We start from the raw sequence: 19,914 nt of genomic DNA, 5'->3' as shown, positions 1-19,914 counted from the left end.
AATGAAAGGGTGCGTACGCGCCGTGCTGCTGGCGCTGTCCGTGTGCCTGCTGGCGCCGGCCAATGCCGAGGTGCCGGCCACGCCGCAGCCGCGCCAGCTCACCGTGGCCGACGGGCTGCCGTCGAGCACCATCAATGCCTTCGCCGAGGACCGCACCGGTTACCTGTGGCTGGCCAGCCGCGATGGCCTGGCGCGCTATGACGGGCGCAGCTACCGCGTGTGGCGGGCCGAGGACGGCCTGCAGGACAACCAGGTCTGGAGCCTGCACGTCGACGCCGCCAACCGCCTGTGGATCGGCACGCAGAATGCCGGGCTGGTGATGCTGTCGGCGGACCGCCGCAGCTTCACCTTCTACAACCGGCGCACCCACCCGGAGATCGGCAGCAACACGATCTGGTCGATCGTCACCACCGCCGACGGCAGCACCTGGTTCGGTACCGCGACCGGCGGCCTGCACCGGCTCGATCCGGACGGGCACATCACCCGCTTCATGCCGATCGACGGTGACCCCAACAGCCTGCCGGCGGCGGCGGTGACCTACATGGCGGTGACACCGGACGGCACCCTGTGGGTCGGCACCAAAGGCGGGCTGGCGCGCTGGACCGGGCATGACTTCGAGCAGGTGGGGGAGTCGGTACTGCCGTCCGAGCGCATCAATGGCCTGAAGGTGGACCGCGAGGGCCGGCTCTGGATCGCCACCAACCTCGGGCTGGTGGTGCGCACCGCCGACGGGCGGTTCCAGCGTTCGGTCTGGCCCGGCATGCAGGCCGGCGATGTGCTCAACATGCTGCAGTACTCCAGCGACGGCGATTACTGGCTCGACACGCTGGCCGGGCTGGGGCGTTTCCGCGCCGGCCGCGTACACAACGTGGGCCTGTACAGCATGCAGGAGCGCGGCATGGTGCGGCCGAACTGGTCCAGCGCCTACGAGGACCGCGAAGGCGGCCTGTGGTTCGCCAGCACCAATGCCGGACTCTGGCACCTGCCGCCGAGTTGGCGCCAGTTCTCGGTGCTGTCGCGGCACCTGGACGACCCGGCCTCGCTGCGCAACCCCAACCCGCTGGCATTGGCACCGTCGGCTTCCGGCGGCATCTGGGTGGTGGGCACGCGCGGCGCGCTGGACCGCCTGGATCCGGCCACCGGCGAGGTCGAGCAGCACCTGGAAAAGATCAGCGGCATGAACTGGCCGCAGTCGTTGACCGAAGACAACAAGGGCCGGGTCTGGATCGGCAGCCTGGACGAACTGATCCGCTATACCCCGGCCAGCCACGAGGTGCGCCGCTGGCAGGCCGGCGATGCGTCGGATGCGGCGATGACCGGTGATGCGGACATCGTGCGGCAGTGCGCGGGCGGGCGGATCTGGGTGTATTCCGAGGACGGCGGCATCCAGCAGCGCGACGGGGACGGCCACGTGCTGCTGCAGATGCAGCCGGGCACGCACGGGTTGCCGCTGGCGATCGTGGAGGACATGTACTGTGGCCCCGGCGACGACCTGTGGCTGGCCACCGGTGCCGGCCTGTTGACCTGGCAGACGGCGCAGCAGCAGTTCGTGCAGGTGCCCGGCGCCCCCACCGACCGCATTTCCAGCTTCAACCTGACCGACAGCGGCGTGGCCTGGCTCGCCGGCCTGGGGCGGATGGACCGTTACCTGTGGGATGGCCGGCGCATGACCCTGCTCGATTCGGTCGGCCCGGCGCAGGGCTACCCGATGCTCGGCGCGCACGGGTTGGTGGTCGATCCGCAGGGCGTGGCGTGGGCGACCAGCGCACGCGGCCTGATCCGCATCGACCCGGCCAGCCGCTCGGTGCGCATGTATGGCGTGCACGATGGCCTGCCCAGCCAGGAGTTCCGGCGCCGCACGCTGGTGCAGGCGCGCGGTGGGCAGATCGCCGGCGGCACGCCGGATGGCGTGGTGTTGTTCGACCCGCAACGCGTGCGCCTGTCGGCGCGCCAATCGCCGCTGGTCATCGAGCGGGTGAGCGTGCGTCGCGCCGAGCAGGAACAGGACCTGACCCACCAGACCCCGCTGCAGATCCTGCCCGGCGACCGCGACCTGCGGGTGTCGGCGCGGCTGCTGTCCTTCGCCGATTCGGCGATCAACCTGTACCGCTTCCGGCTGGAAGGCTATGACCCGGACTGGGTGGAAGTGGGCGCATCGGGCGACCGGGTGTTCCCGCGCTTGCCGCCAGGCAGCTATCGGCTGCAGGTGCAGGCGGCGACCTCGGACAACGTCTGGTCGACGGTGCAGACGCTGTCCTTCCAGGTGCAGCCGCCATGGTGGCGCAGCACCGGTGGCCTGGCCGGCCTGATCGTGCTGGGCGTCGCGCTGCTGTTGCTGGGCGCCTGGTTGTACCGGCGCCGGTTGGCGCGGCGCCACGAATGGCAACTGGCCAAGCACAAGCAGGAACTGGCCGAACAGGCCTCGCTGGCCAAGACCCGCTTCCTGGCCACGCTTGGCCACGAGGTGCGCACGCCGATGACAGGCGTGCTGGGCATGAGCGAACTGCTGCTGGCCTCGGAGCTGGACGACCGGCAACGCGGCTACACCCAGTCGATCCGCCGTGCCGGCGAGCACCTGCTGCGGCTGGTCAACGACGCGCTGGACCTGGCGCGCATCGAGGCCGGGCGGCTGGAACTGCAGGTCCAGCCGCTGGACCTGCAGCAACTGCTGGACGACGTGCGCGGGCTGATGGAGCCGCTGGCGCAGCGGCGTGGGCTGGCGTTCTCGCTGCACAGCGGGGCCAGTGCGCGCACGCGGGTGACCGGTGACGTGCTGCGCCTGCGCCAGATCCTGCTGAACCTGCTGGGCAACGCGATCAAGTTCACCAGCGATGGGCAGGTGCGCCTGCGGGTGGAGATGGGCGAGGGTGGCAGCGGCATCTGCTTCGATGTCTGCGATACCGGGCCGGGCATCAATCCGGAGCAGCGCAAGCGCCTGTTCCGCCGCTTCGAGCAGGCCGACGGTGCGCGTACCGCGGCCCGTTATGGTGGCAGCGGCCTGGGCCTGGCGATCTGCCACGAACTGGCGGTGGCCATGGGCGGCACCATCGAGGTGGAAAGCACGCCCGGGACCGGCAGCTGCTTCAGCGTGCGCCTGCCACTGGCCTGGGAGGTGGTGCCGGAGACGGCGGCCGACGGCGTCGGCGTGTCGTCGTGGAAGTCACTGCCGCCGTTGCATGTCCTGCTGGTGGAGGACGACCCCACCATCGCCGCGGTGATCCGTGGCCTGCTCGAAGTGCATGGGCACGGCGTGGTGCATGCCGCGCACGGGCTGGCCGCGCTGGCCGAGGTGTCCAATGCGCGCTTCGACGTGGCCCTGCTGGACCTGGACCTGCCCGGCATCGACGGCTTCGGGCTGGCCTTGCAGCTGCGCACGATGGGCTACGAGATGCCGTTGATCGCGGTGACCGCGCGTTCGGATGCCGAAGCCGAGCCGCAGGCACGCAAGTCCGGTTTCGATGACTTCCTGCGCAAGCCGGTGACCGCGCAGATGCTGCTGGAAGCCATCGCCGGGGTGCTGGACGCACACCAGCGCCGTGCGCAGGGACTGGCCCCGCGCGGCTGAGCTCCGGCAAGCCGGGACCGGGATCGTGCGCGGGGCCACGCATGCTGCTCCCGGGGATGCGCCACTGCATGCGGCGCGCTGGCGTGCGCGGTTACTCGGCGACTTCCTCGACCGCCTTGGGATGCGGGCGGTTTTCCGGCAACTGCCAGAACACCAGCGTGGAGCTGAGCGTGATCGCGCCGACGCAGATGAAGGTGGCGTGCAGCGCGGCGGTCGCGCCGTGGCCCACCAGGTGCGTGCCGAAGGTGGCCAGCAGGCTGCCGGCGGTGGCCGCGCCGAAGCCGGTGGCCAGCATCATCACCATCGACAGCAGGCTGTTGCCGCTGCTGGCCTGCTCCATGTCCAGGTCGCGCAGGGTCACGGTGTTCATCACGGTGAACTGCATCGAGTTCACCGCGCCGAAGGCGGTCAGCAGCACCAGCTGCACCCACACCGGCTGGCCCCCGTCGATCAGCGCGAAGCCGGCCATCGCCACGCCCACGCAGACGGTGTTGATCATCAGGATGCGGCGATAACCGAAGCGCTGCACCAGCGACACCGCCGCGCGCTTGGCAGCCATGCCGGCCAGCGCTACCGGGATCATCATCATGCCCGCCCGCATCGGGCTCATGCCCAGGCCGACCTGCAGCAGCAACGGGATCAACAGCGGCATCGCCCCGCTGCCGATCCGTGAGAACAGGTTGCCGAGGATGCCGATGCGGAAGCTGGTCACATGGAACAGCGTCAACGGGAACAATGCATCACGGCTGTTGGCCGCATGCAGCCAGTAGCCCGCCAGTGCGGCGATGCCGATCACCGCCAGCAGGATCACCAGTGCATGCGCCGAGCCCAGCCCGGAGACGCCGTCCAGCGCCAGCGACAAGGCGACCATGCCGAAGGCCAGCATCAGGTAGCCGGCCAGGTCGAAGCGGTGCTTCTGCTGTCCGTAATGGTCGGGCATGATCCGCAGCGCGGCGACCAGCCCGATCAGGCCGATCGGCAGGTTGATCAGGAAGATCCAGTGCCACGACGCCACTTCCACCATCCAGCCGCCCAGCGTCGGGCCCAGTAGCGGGCCGATCAGCGCGGGGATGGCGATGAAGCTCATCGCCGACAGGAATTGTTCGCGCGGTACGGTACGCATCACCGCCAGCCGCCCGACCGGGAGCAGCATCGCCCCGCCGATGCCCTGCAGCACGCGCGCGGCCACCAGCCATTGCAGGCTGGGTGACAACGCGCAGGCCAGCGAGCCCAGGGTGAACAGGATGATCGCCGTCATGAAAGTGCGGCGGGTGCCGAAGCGGTCGGCGATCCAGCCCGAGGCCGGGATGAACGTGGCCACCGCCAGCGCGTAGCTGAACACCACCGACTGCATCTGCAGCGGGCTTTCGCCAAGGCTGCGGGCCATCGCCGGCAATGCGGTGTTGACGATGGTCGAGTCCAGCATCTGCATGAAGATGGCCAGTGACACCAGCCACAACAGCGGCTTGTGGGCGTTGCCGGTGGGCAGTGGGCTGGAAACGGCGTTGGACATCAGGACGGCTCGCGGGGGCAGGCCGTCATTGTCGCTCCTGGCGCGTGCAGGTCACGCGCAGATCGCGCCTGGCCCTCAATCACCGCCGCCGTAGCTGTACAGCGAATGGGCCGGGTTGTCCGGGTCGGCGGCCAAGGTGGCGGTGGTGTTGAGCTCGCCCAGGGTCAGCCGCCAGGTGCCGTCATCCTCTTCCATGGTGCAGGTCGGCACCGCGCTGGGATTGACCCTGTGGGTAGGCTCGCAGTCTTTCTCGATCCGCGGGCGCAAGGTCTGCAGCAGCTGTTGCAGCGGGGCGTCGATGACGTAGGTGCGCAGGATATGCATCTCGCCGGCATCCTCGTCGTAGCGCAGCACCGGCAGGTCCAGCAGCGTCACCGCACCCGGCTTGAAGGTCGCGCTGGCCGCATAGGACAGGTAGCCGCTGCCGTCGTCGTAGGCCTCGCGCGTGCACGAGGTGAGCGAGAGCTTAGCGATCACCGCCGACCAGCGTGGGGACAGCTCGTCCTGCTTGACCAGCCGGAGCTGGTCGCAGCGTTGCGGGAAGTCGCCCATCCCGGTGCTGAAGATCGCCAGCTGGGCTAGCGCTTCGTTCGAGGCCAGGCTCGGGAAATCCTCGGGCTGGATCTTCAATGTGCTGCTGGCCGCGTCGGTGGCCGGCGTGGCAGCCGATGCCGGTGCCGGCGTGACATCGGCCGAACAGGCGGCCAGTGCGCACGACAGCGGGGCGCACCACAGGATCGGGCGGGGCAGGGGCATGGCGTTCCTCCTTGAAACGGTCCGGGGCCGGCCAGGCCGGCCGCCGGGATCAGCGGCGGCTCAACCGGTGCACGGCGTCCACCAGCACCGCGACGTGGTCCGGGTTCATGTCCGGCGACATGCCATGGCCGAGGTTGAACACATGGCCCTCGCGCGAGCCGCCGTTGCCGGCGGCGTAGCTGTCCAGCACCTTGCCCACTTCCCGGGTGATCGCCTCGGACGAGCCGTACAGGGTGGCCGGGTCCAGGTTGCCCTGCAGCGCGACCTTGCCGCCGGCCGCACGCACCGCGTCCTCCAGGCTGATGGTCCAGTCCACGCCGACGCCGTCGGTGCCGGTGGCGGCCAGTTCGGCCACGTACTGGCCGGTGCCCTTGCCGAACAGGATCAGCGGGGTGCGCTCGGCGCCTTCGCCACGCGGCAGTTCGGCGGCGATGCGCGAGAGGTAGCGCAGCGAGAACTCACGGTACATGGCCGGGCCGAGCACGCCGCCCCAGGTGTCGAACACCTGCAGTGCCTGCGCGCCGGCCGCGCGCTGCGCCGACAGGTAGGCGATGACCGCGTCGGTCACCACGCCCAGCAACTGGTGCAGGGCCTTGGGCTCGTTCAGCGCCATCGCCTTGATGCGCGCGTAGTCCTTGCTGCCGCCGCCCTCGATCATGTAGCAGGCCAGCGTCCACGGGCTGCCGGAGAAGCCGATCAACGGCACCTTGCCGTCCAGCTCGCGGCGGATCAGGCGCACCGCGTCCATCACGTAGCCCAGCTCGGTCTCCATGTCCGGCACCGCCAGCCTGGCGATGGCGGCGGCGTCACGCACCGGGTCCTTGAACTTGGGGCCTTCGCCATCGGCGAAGTACAGGCCCAGGCCCATCGCGTCGGGCACGGTGAGGATGTCCGAGAACAGGATGGCCGCGTCCAGGTCGAAGCGCTCCAGCGGCTGCAGGGTGACTTCGCAGGCGACTTCGGGGTTCTTGGCCATGCCCAGGAAGCTGCCGGCGCGGGCGCGGGTGGCGCGGTACTCCGGCAGGTAGCGGCCGGCCTGGCGCATCAGCCAGACGGGGGTGCAATCCACCGGTTCGCGGCGCAGGGCGCGCAGGAAGCGGTCGTTGCGGAGGGGGCTGGTCACGGTGGAGCTCCTTGGCAGTGGGCGGCGCGGGCGCATCGCGCCCTGCAGGGTCCGCTCAGGGTTGTGGCAGGCCGCTGGTGAACATCACCTGGAAGCCGCGCTTGATCTGTGCGTCGCGTGCCTTCTCGAAGGCGTCGCGGGCTTCGTCGTGCTGCAGGAACAGTTCGCGGCGAAGCTGCACGCGGCCTCCGGTCTGGCCGCTCTCGCGCAGCAGCTCCCAGCCGCCGAGCAGGTCCGGCACCAGGGTGAGCTGTACGTAACGGGGGGCTTCTTTGCCGCTGGGCGGCTGTTGCAGTAGGACGCGCATGGCGGCGATTGTAGCCGTTGCGCGGGATTTGGGCCGCTTTCCGGCGGCATGCCCCGGCATCGCCACGGTGTGTGCTGGTCCTCCGTCCCCGTGGCCGCAGGCCAAGGGGACGGGGAAGGCGCGGGTGCCTCAGCCCTGGCGCAACACCGCCAGCACCGCGGTCTCGTCCACGTCGGCCACGACCTCGGCCTTGCCGATGCCACGCCACAACACCAGGCGCAGGCGCCCGGCGATGTTCTTCTTGTCCAGGCGCATGTGCGCGAGCAGGCCCTCCGGTTCCAGCCCGGCCGGGATCCGCACCGGCAGGCCATAGGCCAGCAGCAGCTCGCGCAGGGTGTCGGTGTCGGCCGCATCGGCCATGCCCAGCGCGGCGGACAGGCGCGCGGCCAGCACCATGCCCACCGCCACGGCCTCGCCGTGGTTGAGGTTGTCATTGCCCGGTGCGCCGTAACCCTGCGCCGTCTCGATGGCATGGCCGAAGGTGTGGCCCAGGTTGAGCAGCGCACGTTCGCCCTTCTCCAGCGGGTCGCGTTCGACGATCTCGGCCTTGTGCTCGCAACTGCGGGCGATGGCCTGGGCCAGCGCGGCATCGTCGCCGGCCAGCAGCGCGGCACGTTCGGCCTGCAGCCACTGGAAGAACAGCGGGTCACGGATGGCGCCGTACTTGATTACCTCGGCCAGCCCGGCGCGCAGCTCGCGCACCGGCAGGCTGCGCAGGGCGGCGGTGTCGGCGATGACCGCGCGCGGCGGGTGGAAGGCACCGACCAGGTTCTTGCCCTGCGGGATGTCCACGGCGGTCTTGCCACCGACCGAGGAGTCCACCATCGCCAGCAGCGTGGTGGGCAGCTGCACGCAGTCCACGCCCCGCATCCAGCACGCCGCGGCGAAGCCGGCCAGGTCGCCGACCACGCCACCGCCCAGTGCCAGCACGCAGGCATCGCGGGTGGCGCCCAGCGCCGCCAGCGCGGCGATCGCACCGGCGAAGTTGTCCAGGGTCTTGGATGCCTCGCCGGCCGGGATCACGTACTGGCCGATCTTCAGCTCGGGGCGGGCCGCCTGCAGGGCATCGCGGACGCGTGCCAGGTACAGCGGGGCCACGGTGTCGTCGCTGGCCAGCAACACGTGGCGTCCGCGGATGGCCGCGCCCAGCAGGCTGGCGTCGGACAGCAGGCCGGGGCCGATGTGGATCTGGTACGGGAGTTCGCCGCCAACGGCGACGGTACGGGGGGAAGCGGTCATGCGGTGGGTTCCGAGATCTGCCATTGGCTGGCAAGCCGTACCACCAGTTGGGCGGTGGCTTCGGCGGAGGTGTAGAGGTCGGTGTCGATGATCAGGTCGGCCAGGTCGCGGTACAGCGGGTCGCGCAACGCGGCCATGTCGGCCAGCACCTGTTCGCGGTCGGGACGTTGCAGCAGTGGGCGGGTCTTGTCCTTCTGCAGGCGCTGCAGCTGCGACTGCACGCTGACCCGCAGGTAGACCACGAAGCCGCGTTGGCGGATGCGCTGGCGGTTGTCGGCATCCAGCACCGAGCCCCCGCCGGTGGACACCAGTTGGCCGTTGCCCTGCAGCAGGTCGTTCAGTACCCGCTTCTCGTGGGCACGGAAGCCGGCCTCGCCGAGGTTCTCGAAGATGGCCGGGATGCTGGTGCCCACGTCATCGACGATGGCCTGGTCGGCATCGATGAAGGCCAGCCCGAAGCGCTCGGCCACGCGGCGGCCGATGCAGGTTTTTCCGGCGCCCATGGGGCCGATCAGGATGAGATTGGGGGCGGGATTCATCGTAGGGCGATGCTAGCACCTCGTGTCAGTGCCTTAACACGGTAGCAGCCAAGCTCGCGGACTCCACGAATGGTTCGTGGTGCAACCAAGGAGTCGGACATGAGTGTGGCGAAGATCATCGAAGTCAGCGCGTCGTCCAAGACCAGCGTCGAGGACGCCGTGCGCACCGGGTTGAAGAAGGTGGCCGAGACCGTCAAGGGCATCCAGGGCGCGTGGATCAACGAAACCAAGGTGGTCACCGACGGCCAGGGCAACATCACCGAATGGCGGGTCAACCTGCGGGTGACCTTCCTGGTGCAGTAAGCCGCCCCCCTACAACGGACGGCGTTGCGCATCCAGCGGGATGACCCGGTCGGCGAGCGTCGGCAGGGTGCGCAGCGCCTGCCGGCTGATGCGCTCGTAGAACTGCACGAAACGTTCCACCTGCGCCCGGCTCATGCTGGTGCGCCCCGGCGAGGCCTGCTGCAGTGCCTGCTCCTGCTGCCAGCGCCAGTGCGGGACCACCGAAAAGCCCGGCGGCTGCAGGAACCACAGCCGGTCAAAGCGCTGCCACAGCGCGGGATAGTCGTTCGCCAGCGCCTGGTTGCACCAGCGCCGCCAGATACCGTCGCCATCGGCCTCGCGCTCGAGCGCGTTCAACGGTGCCTGCAGCGCGGCGTCCTGCTCGGCCGGCGTGCCCAGGAACCAGCCCTCGAACACCAGCAGGTCCAGTGGCGTGTCCTGCATCTGCCATTGCGCTTCGGGCACCCGTTCGTCGGCCAGCTTGTCGAAGCGGGGCAGGGCGAAAGCCCGGCCTGCCTTGGCCGCATCCAGGGTGGACAGCGCCAGCGGCAGGTCATGCGTGCCCGGCGGGCCGCGCGTGGCCAGCAACGGGTGGATGCGGTCGGCCAGGCGCTGGCGCTGGGCGCGGGTGAGGTAGGTGTCGTCGATGGACAATGCCGCGGCCTGCAGCCCACGCGCACGGGCCAGCTCGACCACCTGAGCGGCCAGGGTGGACTTGCCGCTGCCCTGCACGCCACTGATGGCCAGCACCGGCGTGCGTGCGCCACTGGCCAATGCATCGTCGAGCGCCTGTTCGACCAGCGCCTGCGCGAAGCGTCGTGGGGAAAAACTGTGCGGAACGGGGGACATGCCGCCACAATAGCTCAAACCCCTGCCGTACGAAGCCGCTCATGACCGATCTTTACGCCGAAGCACTTACGACTTTCGCCGCATTGTTTGACGAGGCAAAAGCCGGTGCCGAAATCGATGCCACCGCGATGACGGTGGCCACCGCCGACATCAACGGCCGTCCCTCGGCACGCACGGTGCTGCTGAAGGCCTTCGACGAGCGCGGTTTCGTGTTCTACACGCACCTGGACAGCCGCAAGGGACGCGAGCTGCACGAGAACCGCGCGCTGGCGTTGCTGTTCCTGTGGCGCAGCCTGCGCGAGGCCGGCATCCAGGTGCGGATCGAAGGCGACGCGCAGCTGGTCGCGCCGGCCGAGGCCGACGCGTACTTCGCCTCGCGCCCGCGCATGAGCCAGATCGGCGCGTGGGCCTCGGTGCAGTCGCAGCCGCTGGCCTCGCGCGAGGCGTTCGAGCAACGCCTGGCCCGGTTCGAGGCCCAGTTCGAAGGGCGGGACGTGCCGCGCCCGGACGGCTGGAGTGGCATCCGCGTGGTGCCGCAGCGCATCGAGTTCTGGTATGGCGCCGACTTCCGCCTGCATGAGCGCTGGTGCTACGAGGCCGATGCGGCCGGGCAGTGGAGCAAGCGGATGCTGTTCCCTTGAGTTGCGGTGGCTGACGATGGCGGGGCAATGATGAAGCTGCATCCGGTCTACCGCATCACCGTGTTCGTGCCGCCCGCGCACCTGGAGGCGTTGAAGGCCGGCATCCTGTCCGTGGACCCGCTGGCCGCCGGCGGCTACGCGGCCGGCATGTGGGAATCGGCGCCGGGCCGGGAACAGTTCCGCGTGCTGGACGGCACGGCCAGCGCATCCGGCCGGTCCGGCGAACTGGTACGCGAGCCCAGCGTGCGGCTGGAGTTCTGCATCCCGCGCGATCCCGGGCGCCTGCAACGCCTGCTGACGCAGGGCATTGCCGCCCATCATCCCTGGAACACCCCGGCGGTGTTCGTCGATAGCACGGAGTTCGCAAGCCCATGATTGGCCCGCGTCGCATCGTCTGCCTCACCGAGGAGCCGACCGAAACCCTGTACGCGCTCGGTGAGCAGGAGCGCATCGTCGGCATCAGCGGCTTCACCGTGCGGCCACCGCAAGCACGGCGCGACAAGCCCAAGGTCAGTGCCTTCACCAGCGCCAAGGTGGGGGAGATCCTCAAGCTCAAACCGGACCTGGCGATCGGCTTCTCCGACATCCAGGCCGATATCGCCGCCGAATTGATCCGGCATGGCGTGGAGGTATGGATCGCCAACCACCGCAGCGTGGCCGGCATCCTTGATTACATCCGCCGGCTCGGCGGGCTGGTGGGCGTGGCCGCGCGTGCCAATGCCTATGCCGACAGCCTGCAGCGCGGGCTGGATGACATCGCCGCGCAGGCCGCGCGGTTGCCGCAGCGGCCGCGCGTGTACGTGGAAGAATGGGATGAGCCGATCATCACCGGCATCCAGTGGGGTGCCGAACTGGTGACCATCGCCGGCGGCGACGATGTGTTCCCCGAGCTGTCGCGCGAGCCGCTGGCCAAGGCGCGGATCCTGGCCAACGGTGATCCGGTGATCGCGCGCAACCCGGACATCATCATCGGCTCGTGGTGCGGCAAGAAGTTCCGCCCCGAGCGGGTCGCCGCACGTCCGGGCTGGGCAGCAATCAACGCCGTGCGTGATGGCCAGCTGCACGAAATCAAGTCGCCGCTGATCCTGCAGCCGGGCCCTGCAGCGTTGACCGATGGCGTGCAGACCATCGCGGCGATCATCCAGGCCTGGAGTCGTCGGTAGGAGCAGCCTCGGCCGCGCCTACGCGGGCTTGCCGGGGACCACGCCGGTGTAACGCGCGCGTGGCCGGATCAGCGTACCCAGCGCCTGCTGCTCCAGGGCGTGCGCCAGCCAGCCGGCCAGCCGGGCGGTGGCGAACATCACCAGCGCGTGCGCGCCGGGCAGGCCATAGGCGTAGCAGATCGCCGCCAGCAGGCCGTCGATGTTGGGGTGCTGGCCACTGTGCTCCTCGGTGGCCGCCAGCACGCTCTCGATGTGCTGCATCGCCGGCGTGCCACCGCGTAATCCACGCAGCACGCGCAGGACTTCGGCACCGCGCGGGTCGCCCTGCGGGTACAGCACATGGTTGAACCCCGGCAGGTCGTCGCCGCGCCGCCAGCGACCGGCGATGAACTCCGCCGCCGCGCCGCTGGCCTGTGCATCCAGCAACAGCGCATGCGCGCGTGCGGTGGCACCGCCATGGCGCGGCCCGGACATCGCGGCCAGGCCGGCGCAGACGGTGGCGTGCAGGTGCGCGCCGGTGGAGGCCACCACGCGCGCAGCAAAGGCCGACACATTGAGCTCATGGTCGGCGCACACCACCAATGCGGTGCGTACCACCTCGGCAAAACCCTCGTCCCCGGCGCACCAGCTGTCGGCCAGCAGGCGATGCACCGGGCGCGCATCCGGTTGCACGCCGACCAGCAGCGCGGCGTTCTGGCGCAACAGTGCCGCGGCTACCTCGCGGCGCACCGGCGCGGCGGCGTTGAGCGACTGACGCTGTCCCAATGCCAGCAGCGGCAGGCAGGCCATGGCCCGCTCCAGCGGTGGAAGTGATCCGTCCAGCGCCAGCGGGGCAATCCGCTCCGGCCAATGCGGCGGCGGCTGGGGCGTGAAAGGGTCCAGTTCCTCGCAGTCCCACAGCAGCCGCGCGGTGTCTTCCAGGGTCGCCCCGTCCTGCGCCGCCGCGACCGCCGAGCGGCCGCGGTAATAGGGCGAATCCGGCTGGATCAGCGAGATGCCGGTTTCCAGTACCGGCAGGCCACGGTCCAGGCTCTGCGCAGCCCCCCGCGCCGCGCCACGGCCGGCTCGCTTGCGCTGAGCCAGTCGCTCGACCTCGGCGCGCAGGTACACCCGGCTGCGCTGGTCCGCGCCCGGTCGCGAGCTGAGCTGGCCACGGCTGACATAGGCGTACAGCGTGGCCGGGCTGATCCCGAGCAGGGTGCAGACATCGCTGGCGGACAGCAGGTCGTTCTCGGCGTTATCGGTCATGCGCTTTCAATAGGTTGATTTATTGAATCAAGATTGATCAATGAGTCCGATAGTGACAGATTGTTTGTCATAGCGGAATGGCATCGTCGCCTCCGCCACGCAAGGAGCCATGCCATGAGTCTTTCTTCCGCCGGCGCCGCCTTCCGCGCCGCACTGGCTGCCGAATCGCCGCTGCAGGTGATCGGCGCGATCAACGCCAACCACGCCCTGCTGGCCAAGCGCGCCGGCTACCGGGCCATCTACCTGTCCGGCGGCGGCGTCGCGGCCGGCTCGCTGGGCCTGCCGGACCTGGGCATCAACACCCTGGAAGACGTGCTGATCGACGTGCGCCGCATCACCGATGTGTGCGACCTGCCGCTGATGGTGGACATCGACACCGGCTTCGGCCCGAGTGCGTTCAACATCGCGCGCACGGTGAAGTCGCTGATCAAGGCCGGTGCCGCGGCCTGCCACATCGAGGACCAGGTGGGGGCCAAGCGTTGCGGCCACCGCCCGGGCAAGGAGATTGTGTCGCAGGGTGAAATGGTGGACCGCGTGAAGGCGGCGGCCGATGCCAAGACCGACCCGGATTTCTTCCTGATCGCCCGCACCGACGCGATCCAGATGGAAGGCGTGGACGCGGCCATCGAGCGTGCCATCGCCTGCGTCGAGGCCGGCGCCGATGGCATCTTCGCCGAGGCTGCCTATGACCTGGAAACCTACAAGCGCTTCGCCGACGCGGTGAAGGTGCCGCTGCTGGCCAATATCACTGAATTCGGGGCCACGCCGCTGTTCAGCCGCGATGAGCTGGCTGCTTCGGGCGTTGCGATCCAGCTGTTCCCGCTGTCGGCGTTCCGCGCGGCCAACAAGGCGGCCGAGAACGTCTACGAAGCCATCCGCCGTGATGGCCACCAGCGTAATGTGGTGGACACGATGCAGACCCGCGAGGAGCTGTACGACCGGATTGGTTACCACGAATTCGAGCGCAGCCTGGACAGGACGTTTGCTGCGAAGAAGTAGTCCCTGGCCCCTTCTCCCGTTGGGAGAAGGTGGCGCGTAGCGCCGGATGAGGGTGCGATTCCTCGCATTCGTACCCTCTCCCCAACCCCTCTCCCGGTGGGAGAGGGGCTTCCACATCCGCATCTGATCGAGGTTCACACCATGTCTGAATCCACCGCCGCCCCGGCGTTCAAGCCGAAGAAGTCCGTCGCCCTGTCCGGCACCGCCGCCGGCAACACCGCGCTGTGCACGGTCGGTCGCAGCGGCAACGACCTGCACTACCGCGGTTACGACATCCTGGACCTGGCCAACACCAGCGAGTTCGAGGAAATCGCCCACCTGCTGGTGCACGGCAAGCTGCCGAACAAGGCCGAACTGCGCGCCTACAAGGCCAAGCTGAAGGCGCTGCGTGGCATCCCGGCGGCGGTCAAGGCCGCGCTGGAAGAACTGCCGCCGTCGGCCCACCCGATGGACGTGATGCGCACCGGCGTGTCGGTGATGGGGTGCGTGTCGCCGGAGAAGGACGACCACAACCACCCGGGCGCGCGTGACATCGCCGACAAGCTGATGGCTTCGCTGGGCTCGATGCTGCTGTACTGGTACCACTGGAGCCACAACGGTAAGGTCATCGACGTGGAAACCGACGACGACTCCATCGGCGGCCACTTCCTGCACCTGCTGCACGGCGAGCAGCCGCGCGAGTCGTGGGTCAAGGCGATGCACACCAGCCTGATCCTGTACGCCGAGCATGAATTCAACGCTTCGACCTTTGCCTGCCGCGTCATCGCCGGCACCGGCAGCGACATGTACAGCGCCATCACCGGCGGCATCGGCGCCCTGCGCGGGCCCAAGCATGGCGGTGCCAATGAAGTCGCCTTCGAGGTGCAGAAGCGCTACGAGACGCCGGACGAGGCCGAGGCCGACATCAAGGCGCGCGTGGAGCGCAAGGAAGTGGTCATCGGCTTCGGCCACCCGGTCTACACCGTGTCCGATCCGCGCAACAAGGTGATCAAGGAGGTCTCGCGCGAGCTGTCGGCCGAGCAGGAAAACATGAAGATGTACGACATCGCCGAGCGCCTGGAGTCGGTGATGTGGGACATCAAGAAGATGTTCCCGAATCTGGATTGGTTCAGCGCCGTCAGCTACCACATGATGGGCGTGCCGACCGCGATGTTCACCCCGTTGTTCGTGATCGCGCGTACCGCCGGCTGGAGCGCGCACATCATCGAGCAGCGCATCGACGGCAAGATCATCCGACCGAGCGCGAACTACACCGGCCCGGAAGACCAGGCCTTCGTGCCATTGGACAAGCGCGCGTAAGGCGCGCAGAAAGTCTCCCGCACGGAAGACAAAGCTCCTCTCCCGCTCGCGGAAAACTTAGCCCCTCTCCCGCTTGCGGGAGAGGGGTTGGGGTGAGGGGAGGCTCCTGGCACGTGGAGCAAGCTTCAAGCCCGTAAAAAAAAGCGAAGCAAAGCTGGAGCTCAAGCAAGAGCAAGAGCAAGAGCAAGAGCAAAGCTCCCCCCATCCGCCCTCCGGGCACCTTCCCCCGCACACGGGAGAAGGGATACCTCAGATTCCATGTGCTGCTGTGGGTTTGCTGCATTCGCGCACAACCCAAAGCACACCAGCAAGCCCAGACCCTCACAGGCCAGCCATGAACACCGATTACCGCAAGCATCTCCCCGGCAGCACGCTGGACTACTTCGACGCACAGGCCGCTGTGGATGCGATCGCGCCCGGTGCCTATGCCACGCTGCCGTATACCGCGCGCGTGCTGGCCGAGAACCTGGTGCGCCGCTGCGACCCGGCCATGCTCACCGATTCGCTCACGCAGCTGATCGAGCGCAAGCGCGACCTCGACTTCCCGTGGTTCCCGGCCCGCGTGGTCTGCCACGACATTCTCGGCCAGACCGCGCTGGTCGACCTGGCCGGCCTGCGCGATGCCATCGCCGACAAGGGCGGCGACCCGGCCAAGGTGAACCCTGTGGTGCCGGTGCAGCTGATCGTGGACCACTCGCTGGCGGTGGAATGCGGCGGCTTCGACCCGCAGGCGTTCGAGAAGAACCGCGCCATCGAGGACCGTCGCAACGAGGACCGCTTCCATTTCATCGACTGGACCAAGCTGGCCTTCGAGAACGTGGACGTGATCCCGCCGGGCAACGGCATCATGCACCAGATCAACCTGGAGAAAATGTCGCCGGTGATCTACCAGCAGGGCGGCGTGGCGTTCCCGGATACCTGCGTGGGTACCGACAGCCACACCCCGCACGTGGATGCGCTGGGCGTGATCGCCATCGGCGTGGGCGGCCTGGAAGCAGAGAACGTGATGCTCGGCCGTGCGTCGTGGATGCGCCTGCCCGACATCGTCGGCGTCAAGCTGACCGGCAAGCCGAAGCCCAACATCACCGCCACCGACGTGGTGCTGGCCCTGACCGAGTTCCTGCGCAAGGAGCGCGTGGTGGGCGCATGGCTGGAGTTCTTCGGTGAAGGCGCGGCGGCGCTGACCATCGGTGACCGCGCCACCATCTCCAACATGTGCCCGGAGTACGGCGCCACCGCGGCGATGTTCTACATCGACCAGCAGACCCTGGATTACCTGCGCCTGACCGGCCGCGAGGAAGCCCAGGTGGCGCTGGTCGAGAATTACGCAAGGACCACCGGCCTGTGGGCCGATGCGCTGGCCACCGCCCAGTACGAACGCGTGCTGGAGTTCGACCTGTCCAGCGTGGTCCGCAACATGGCCGGCCCGAGCAACCCGCATCGGCGCCTGCCGGTGTCGGACCTGGCCGAGCGCGGCATCGCCGACGAAGCCAAGCTGGAAAGCGGCAGGAACGAGGAAGCCCAGGGACTGATGCCCGATGGCGCGGTGATCATCGCCGCCATCACCAGCTGCACCAACACCTCCAACCCGCGCAACGTGATCGCCGCCGGCCTGCTGGCGCGCAACGCCAATGCGCGCGGCCTGCTGCGCAAGCCGTGGGTGAAGTCGTCGCTGGCGCCGGGTTCCAAGGCGGTGCAGCTGTACCTGGAGGAAGCCGGCCTGCTGCCGGAGCTGGAGAAGCTGGGCTTCGGCATCGTCGCCTTCGCCTGCACCACCTGCAACGGCATGAGCGGCGCGCTGGACCCGAAGATCCAGCAGGAAATCATCGACCGCGACCTGTACTCGACCGCGGTGCTGTCGGGCAACCGCAACTTCGATGGCCGCATCCATCCGTACGCCAAGCAGGCCTTCCTGGCCTCGCCGCCGCTGGTCATCGCCTATGCGATCGCCGGCACGGTGCGCTTCGACATCGAGAAGGACGTGTTGGGCGTGGATGCCGATGGCAACGACGTGCGCCTGAAGGACATCTGGCCGAGCGATGCCGAGATCGACGCGGTGGTGAAGGCGGCGGTCAAGCCGGAGCAGTTCCGCAGCGTCTACAGCCCGATGTTCAACGTGCGCGTCGAGCACGGCGCGCCGGTCAGCCCGCTGTATGACTGGCGCCCGCAGAGCACCTACATCCGCCGCCCGCCGTACTGGGAGGGCGCGCTGGCCGGTGAGCGTACGCTGCAGGGCATGCGCCCGCTGGCGGTGCTGCCGGACAACATCACCACCGACCACTTGTCGCCGTCCAACGCGATCCTGCGCTCCAGCGCGGCTGGTGAGTACCTGGCCAAGATGGGCCTGCCGGAAGAAGACTTCAATTCCTACGCCACCCACCGCGGCGACCACCTCACCGCGCAGCGCGCCACCTTCGCCAACCCGAAGCTGTTCAACGAGATGGTGCGCAACGACGATGGCAGCGTGAAGCAGGGTTCGCTGGCGCGCGTGGAGCCGGAAGGCAAGGTCATGCGCATGTGGGAAGCCATTGAAACCTACATGGAGCGCAAGCAGCCGTTGATCATCATCGCCGGTGCCGACTACGGCCAGGGCAGCTCGCGCGACTGGGCCGCCAAGGGCGTGCGCCTGGCCGGCGTGGAGGCCATCGCCGCCGAAGGCTTCGAGCGCATCCACCGCACCAACCTGATCGGCATGGGCGTGCTGCCGCTGGAGTTCAAGCCGGGCACCGACCGCAACACGCTGGGCATTGACGGCACCGAAGCCTTCGATGTCATCGGCGCGCGCCAGCCGCGTACCGATCTGACGCTGGTGATTCACCGCAAGGACGGCAGCACGGTGAACGTGCCGGTCACCTGCCGTCTGGATTCGGACGAGGAAGTGGCCATCTACGAAGCCGGCGGCGTCCTGCAACGCTTCGCGCAGGACTTCCTGGAAGCTTCTGCCAGTTGATGTTTCAAGCCCTCGGCGGGGTTTTGCTTGAAGCCGCCCGATGCGGCCTTGCGTGAAGCCCCTCGATGCGGCTTTGCTTGAAGCCCCTCTCCCGCCGGCGGGAGATGAGTTGGGGTGAGGGCAGCCGCTTCTGCCCTTGTCGTTGATGCACGTCAGGAAACCCAGTCATGTCCCATGTTCCGCAGATCAGAATCCCCGCCGCCTACCTGCGCGGCGGCACCTCCAAGGGCGTGTTCTTCCGCCTCGAAGACCTGCCGGCCAGCGCGCAGGTGCCCGGCGCGGCACGCGACCGCCTGTTCCAGCGGGTGATCGGCTCGCCCGATCCGTTCGCCAAGCAGATCGATGGCATGGGCGGGGCGACCTCCAGCACCAGCAAGTGCGTGATCCTGTCGCCAAGCAGCAGGCCCGACCACGACGTGGACTACCTCTATGGCCAGGTCTCGATCGACACCGACTTCGTCGACTGGTCGGGTAATTGCGGCAACCTGTCCACCGGGGCCGGCGCGTTCGCGCTGCATGCCGGCTACGTCGATCCGGCCCGTGTTCCGGAAAACGGCGTCTGCGCGGTGCGAATCTGGCAGGCCAACATCAACAAGACCATCATCGCGCATGTGCCGGTCAGCAACGGCCAGGTGCAGGAAACCGGTGACTTCGAACTCGATGGGGTGACCTTCCCGGCGGCGGAGATCGTGCTGGAGTTCATCGATCCGGCCGATGAGGACGAAGGCGAGGGCGGCGGTGCGATGTTCCCGACCGGCAACCTGGTCGATGACCTGGAGGTGCCGGGTGTCGGTACGCTGAAGGCCACGATGATCACCGCCGGTATCCCGACCGTGTTCGTCAACGCGGCCGACATCGGCTACACCGGCACCGAGCTGCAGCCGGCCATCAACGAGGACAAGGCGGCGCTGGCCCGGCTGGAAGCCATCCGCGTCGCCGGTGCGCTGCGCATGGGGCTGATCGCCTCGCCGGAGGAAGCACTCAAGCGCCAGCACACGCCGAAGATCGTGTTCGTCGCGCCGCCACAGGACTACGTGTCCAGCGGCAACAAGCCGATCAAGGCCGGTGACATCGACCTCAACGCCCGCGCCCTGTCGATGGGCAAGCTGCACCACGCGATGATGGGCACCGCTTCGGTGGCCATCGCCACCGCGGCATCGGTGCCGGGCACGCTGGTCAACGCGGCCGCCGGTGGCGGACAGCGCAACGCGGTGCGCTTCGGCCACCCGTCCGGCACGCTGCGGGTCGGCGCCGAGGTGGCGCAGGTCGATGGCCAGTGGACCGTGACCAAGGCGGTGATGAGCCGTAGCGCGCGCATCCTGATGGAAGGCTGGGTGCGGGTGCCGGGCGATATATTCTGAGGGCGGCGGCCCCATCACCCTCGTTGCCTGTGCCTGTTGGGCGGCGATTGGGCTGACCTGTACACAAGGTCCATGCCGAT

Annotated in this window: 17 protein-coding genes; 9 read left to right on the top strand and 8 right to left on the bottom strand. The window is 68.6% G+C overall.

Annotation, left to right across the window (positions count from 1 at the left end):
• Position 1: 1 nt before the first annotated feature.
• Positions 2-3,565: an ATP-binding protein gene (locus ATCM_RS14840; RefSeq protein ID WP_132865253.1), complete on the top strand. Its 3,564-nt coding sequence runs from the start codon at positions 2-4 to the stop codon at positions 3,563-3,565.
• 91 nt (positions 3,566-3,656) lie between these two features.
• Here the strand turns inward: ATCM_RS14840 and mdtD are convergent, their stop codons facing one another.
• The 6 genes from mdtD to ATCM_RS14810 all read right to left on the bottom strand — a co-directional run bounded on the left by mdtD (position 3,657) and on the right by ATCM_RS14810 (position 9,042).
• Entirely contained in the window at positions 3,657-5,078 is a 1,422-nt protein-coding gene (gene mdtD / locus ATCM_RS14835; RefSeq protein WP_132865252.1) for a multidrug transporter subunit MdtD, read from the bottom strand.
• Positions 5,079-5,153: 75 nt separating this feature from the next.
• A complete protein-coding gene (locus tag ATCM_RS14830; protein ID WP_132865251.1) occupies positions 5,154-5,834 on the bottom strand; it encodes a hypothetical protein in 681 nt (226 codons plus the stop codon).
• A 49-nt stretch (positions 5,835-5,883) separates the two neighbouring features.
• On the bottom strand, positions 5,884-6,993 hold the full coding sequence (hemE, locus tag ATCM_RS14825) for a uroporphyrinogen decarboxylase (RefSeq protein ID WP_132865250.1): 1,110 nt from the start codon (positions 6,991-6,993) through the stop codon (positions 5,884-5,886).
• Positions 6,994-7,012: 19 nt separating this feature from the next.
• The gene (locus tag ATCM_RS14820) at positions 7,013-7,264 is read right to left on the bottom strand and encodes a WGR domain-containing protein (RefSeq protein WP_132865249.1); all 252 of its coding nucleotides are present in this window, start codon (positions 7,262-7,264) and stop codon (positions 7,013-7,015) included.
• A 129-nt stretch (positions 7,265-7,393) separates the two neighbouring features.
• On the bottom strand, positions 7,394-8,503 hold the full coding sequence (aroB, locus tag ATCM_RS14815; RefSeq protein WP_132865248.1) for a 3-dehydroquinate synthase: 1,110 nt from the start codon (positions 8,501-8,503) through the stop codon (positions 7,394-7,396).
• On the bottom strand, positions 8,500-9,042 hold the full coding sequence (locus ATCM_RS14810; protein WP_132865247.1) for a shikimate kinase: 543 nt from the start codon (positions 9,040-9,042) through the stop codon (positions 8,500-8,502). Before ATCM_RS14810 ends, aroB begins: the two co-directional genes overlap by 4 nt.
• A gap of 99 nt (positions 9,043-9,141) precedes the next feature.
• Here ATCM_RS14810 and ATCM_RS14805 point away from each other — a divergent pair, with 99 nt between their 5' ends.
• Positions 9,142-9,345: a dodecin family protein gene (locus ATCM_RS14805; RefSeq protein ID WP_132865246.1), complete on the top strand. Its 204-nt coding sequence runs from the start codon at positions 9,142-9,144 to the stop codon at positions 9,343-9,345.
• A gap of 9 nt (positions 9,346-9,354) precedes the next feature.
• Here ATCM_RS14805 and ATCM_RS14800 read toward each other — a convergent pair whose 3' ends face one another.
• Positions 9,355-10,173, bottom strand: a complete 819-nt coding sequence (locus tag ATCM_RS14800; RefSeq protein WP_132865245.1) for a kinase — start codon at positions 10,171-10,173, stop codon at positions 9,355-9,357.
• A 41-nt stretch (positions 10,174-10,214) separates the two neighbouring features.
• On the opposite strand from ATCM_RS14800, the gene pdxH reads away from it, so the two are divergent.
• Genes pdxH through ATCM_RS14785 form a run of 3 tightly spaced genes read left to right on the top strand, consistent with a single transcriptional unit; the run spans position 10,215 to position 11,977 of the window.
• Positions 10,215-10,814 (top strand): pyridoxamine 5'-phosphate oxidase, encoded by a 600-nt coding sequence (gene pdxH / locus ATCM_RS14795; RefSeq protein ID WP_132865244.1) that lies wholly within the window; start codon positions 10,215-10,217, stop codon positions 10,812-10,814.
• 30 nt (positions 10,815-10,844) lie between these two features.
• On the top strand, positions 10,845-11,189 hold the full coding sequence (locus ATCM_RS14790) for a hypothetical protein (RefSeq protein ID WP_132866197.1): 345 nt from the start codon (positions 10,845-10,847) through the stop codon (positions 11,187-11,189).
• Positions 11,189-11,977 (top strand): cobalamin-binding protein, encoded by a 789-nt coding sequence (locus ATCM_RS14785; protein WP_132866196.1) that lies wholly within the window; start codon positions 11,189-11,191, stop codon positions 11,975-11,977. Before ATCM_RS14790 ends, ATCM_RS14785 begins: the two co-directional genes overlap by 1 nt.
• An 18-nt stretch (positions 11,978-11,995) precedes the next feature.
• On the opposite strand, the gene ATCM_RS14780 is transcribed toward ATCM_RS14785, so the two are convergent.
• Positions 11,996-13,225 carry a citrate synthase family protein gene (locus tag ATCM_RS14780; RefSeq protein ID WP_132865243.1) on the bottom strand — a complete coding sequence of 410 codons (1,230 nt, stop codon included), beginning with the start codon at positions 13,223-13,225 and terminating at the stop codon, positions 11,996-11,998.
• Between the two features lie 114 nt (positions 13,226-13,339).
• Here ATCM_RS14780 and prpB point away from each other — a divergent pair, with 114 nt between their 5' ends.
• The 4 genes from prpB (at position 13,340) to prpF (ending at position 19,834) form a co-directional block, all read left to right on the top strand.
• Positions 13,340-14,224 (top strand): methylisocitrate lyase, encoded by an 885-nt coding sequence (prpB, locus tag ATCM_RS14775; protein WP_132865242.1) that lies wholly within the window; start codon positions 13,340-13,342, stop codon positions 14,222-14,224.
• Between the two features lie 141 nt (positions 14,225-14,365).
• Entirely contained in the window at positions 14,366-15,523 is a 1,158-nt protein-coding gene (gene prpC, locus ATCM_RS14770; RefSeq protein WP_132865241.1) for a 2-methylcitrate synthase, read from the top strand.
• A gap of 334 nt (positions 15,524-15,857) precedes the next feature.
• Positions 15,858-18,473: a Fe/S-dependent 2-methylisocitrate dehydratase AcnD gene (acnD, locus tag ATCM_RS14765; RefSeq protein ID WP_132865240.1), complete on the top strand. Its 2,616-nt coding sequence runs from the start codon at positions 15,858-15,860 to the stop codon at positions 18,471-18,473.
• A 167-nt stretch (positions 18,474-18,640) separates the two neighbouring features.
• Positions 18,641-19,834: a 2-methylaconitate cis-trans isomerase PrpF gene (prpF, locus tag ATCM_RS14760; protein ID WP_132865239.1), complete on the top strand. Its 1,194-nt coding sequence runs from the start codon at positions 18,641-18,643 to the stop codon at positions 19,832-19,834.
• Positions 19,835-19,914: the final 80 nt, after the last annotated feature.

Source organism: Stenotrophomonas sp. ATCM1_4, assembly GCF_004348115.1.
Lineage (GTDB): Bacteria > Pseudomonadota > Gammaproteobacteria > Xanthomonadales > Xanthomonadaceae > Stenotrophomonas > Stenotrophomonas capsici.
The sequence above is the reverse complement of the archived record's forward strand: the minus strand, read 5'-3'. Positions and strand labels throughout refer to the sequence as shown.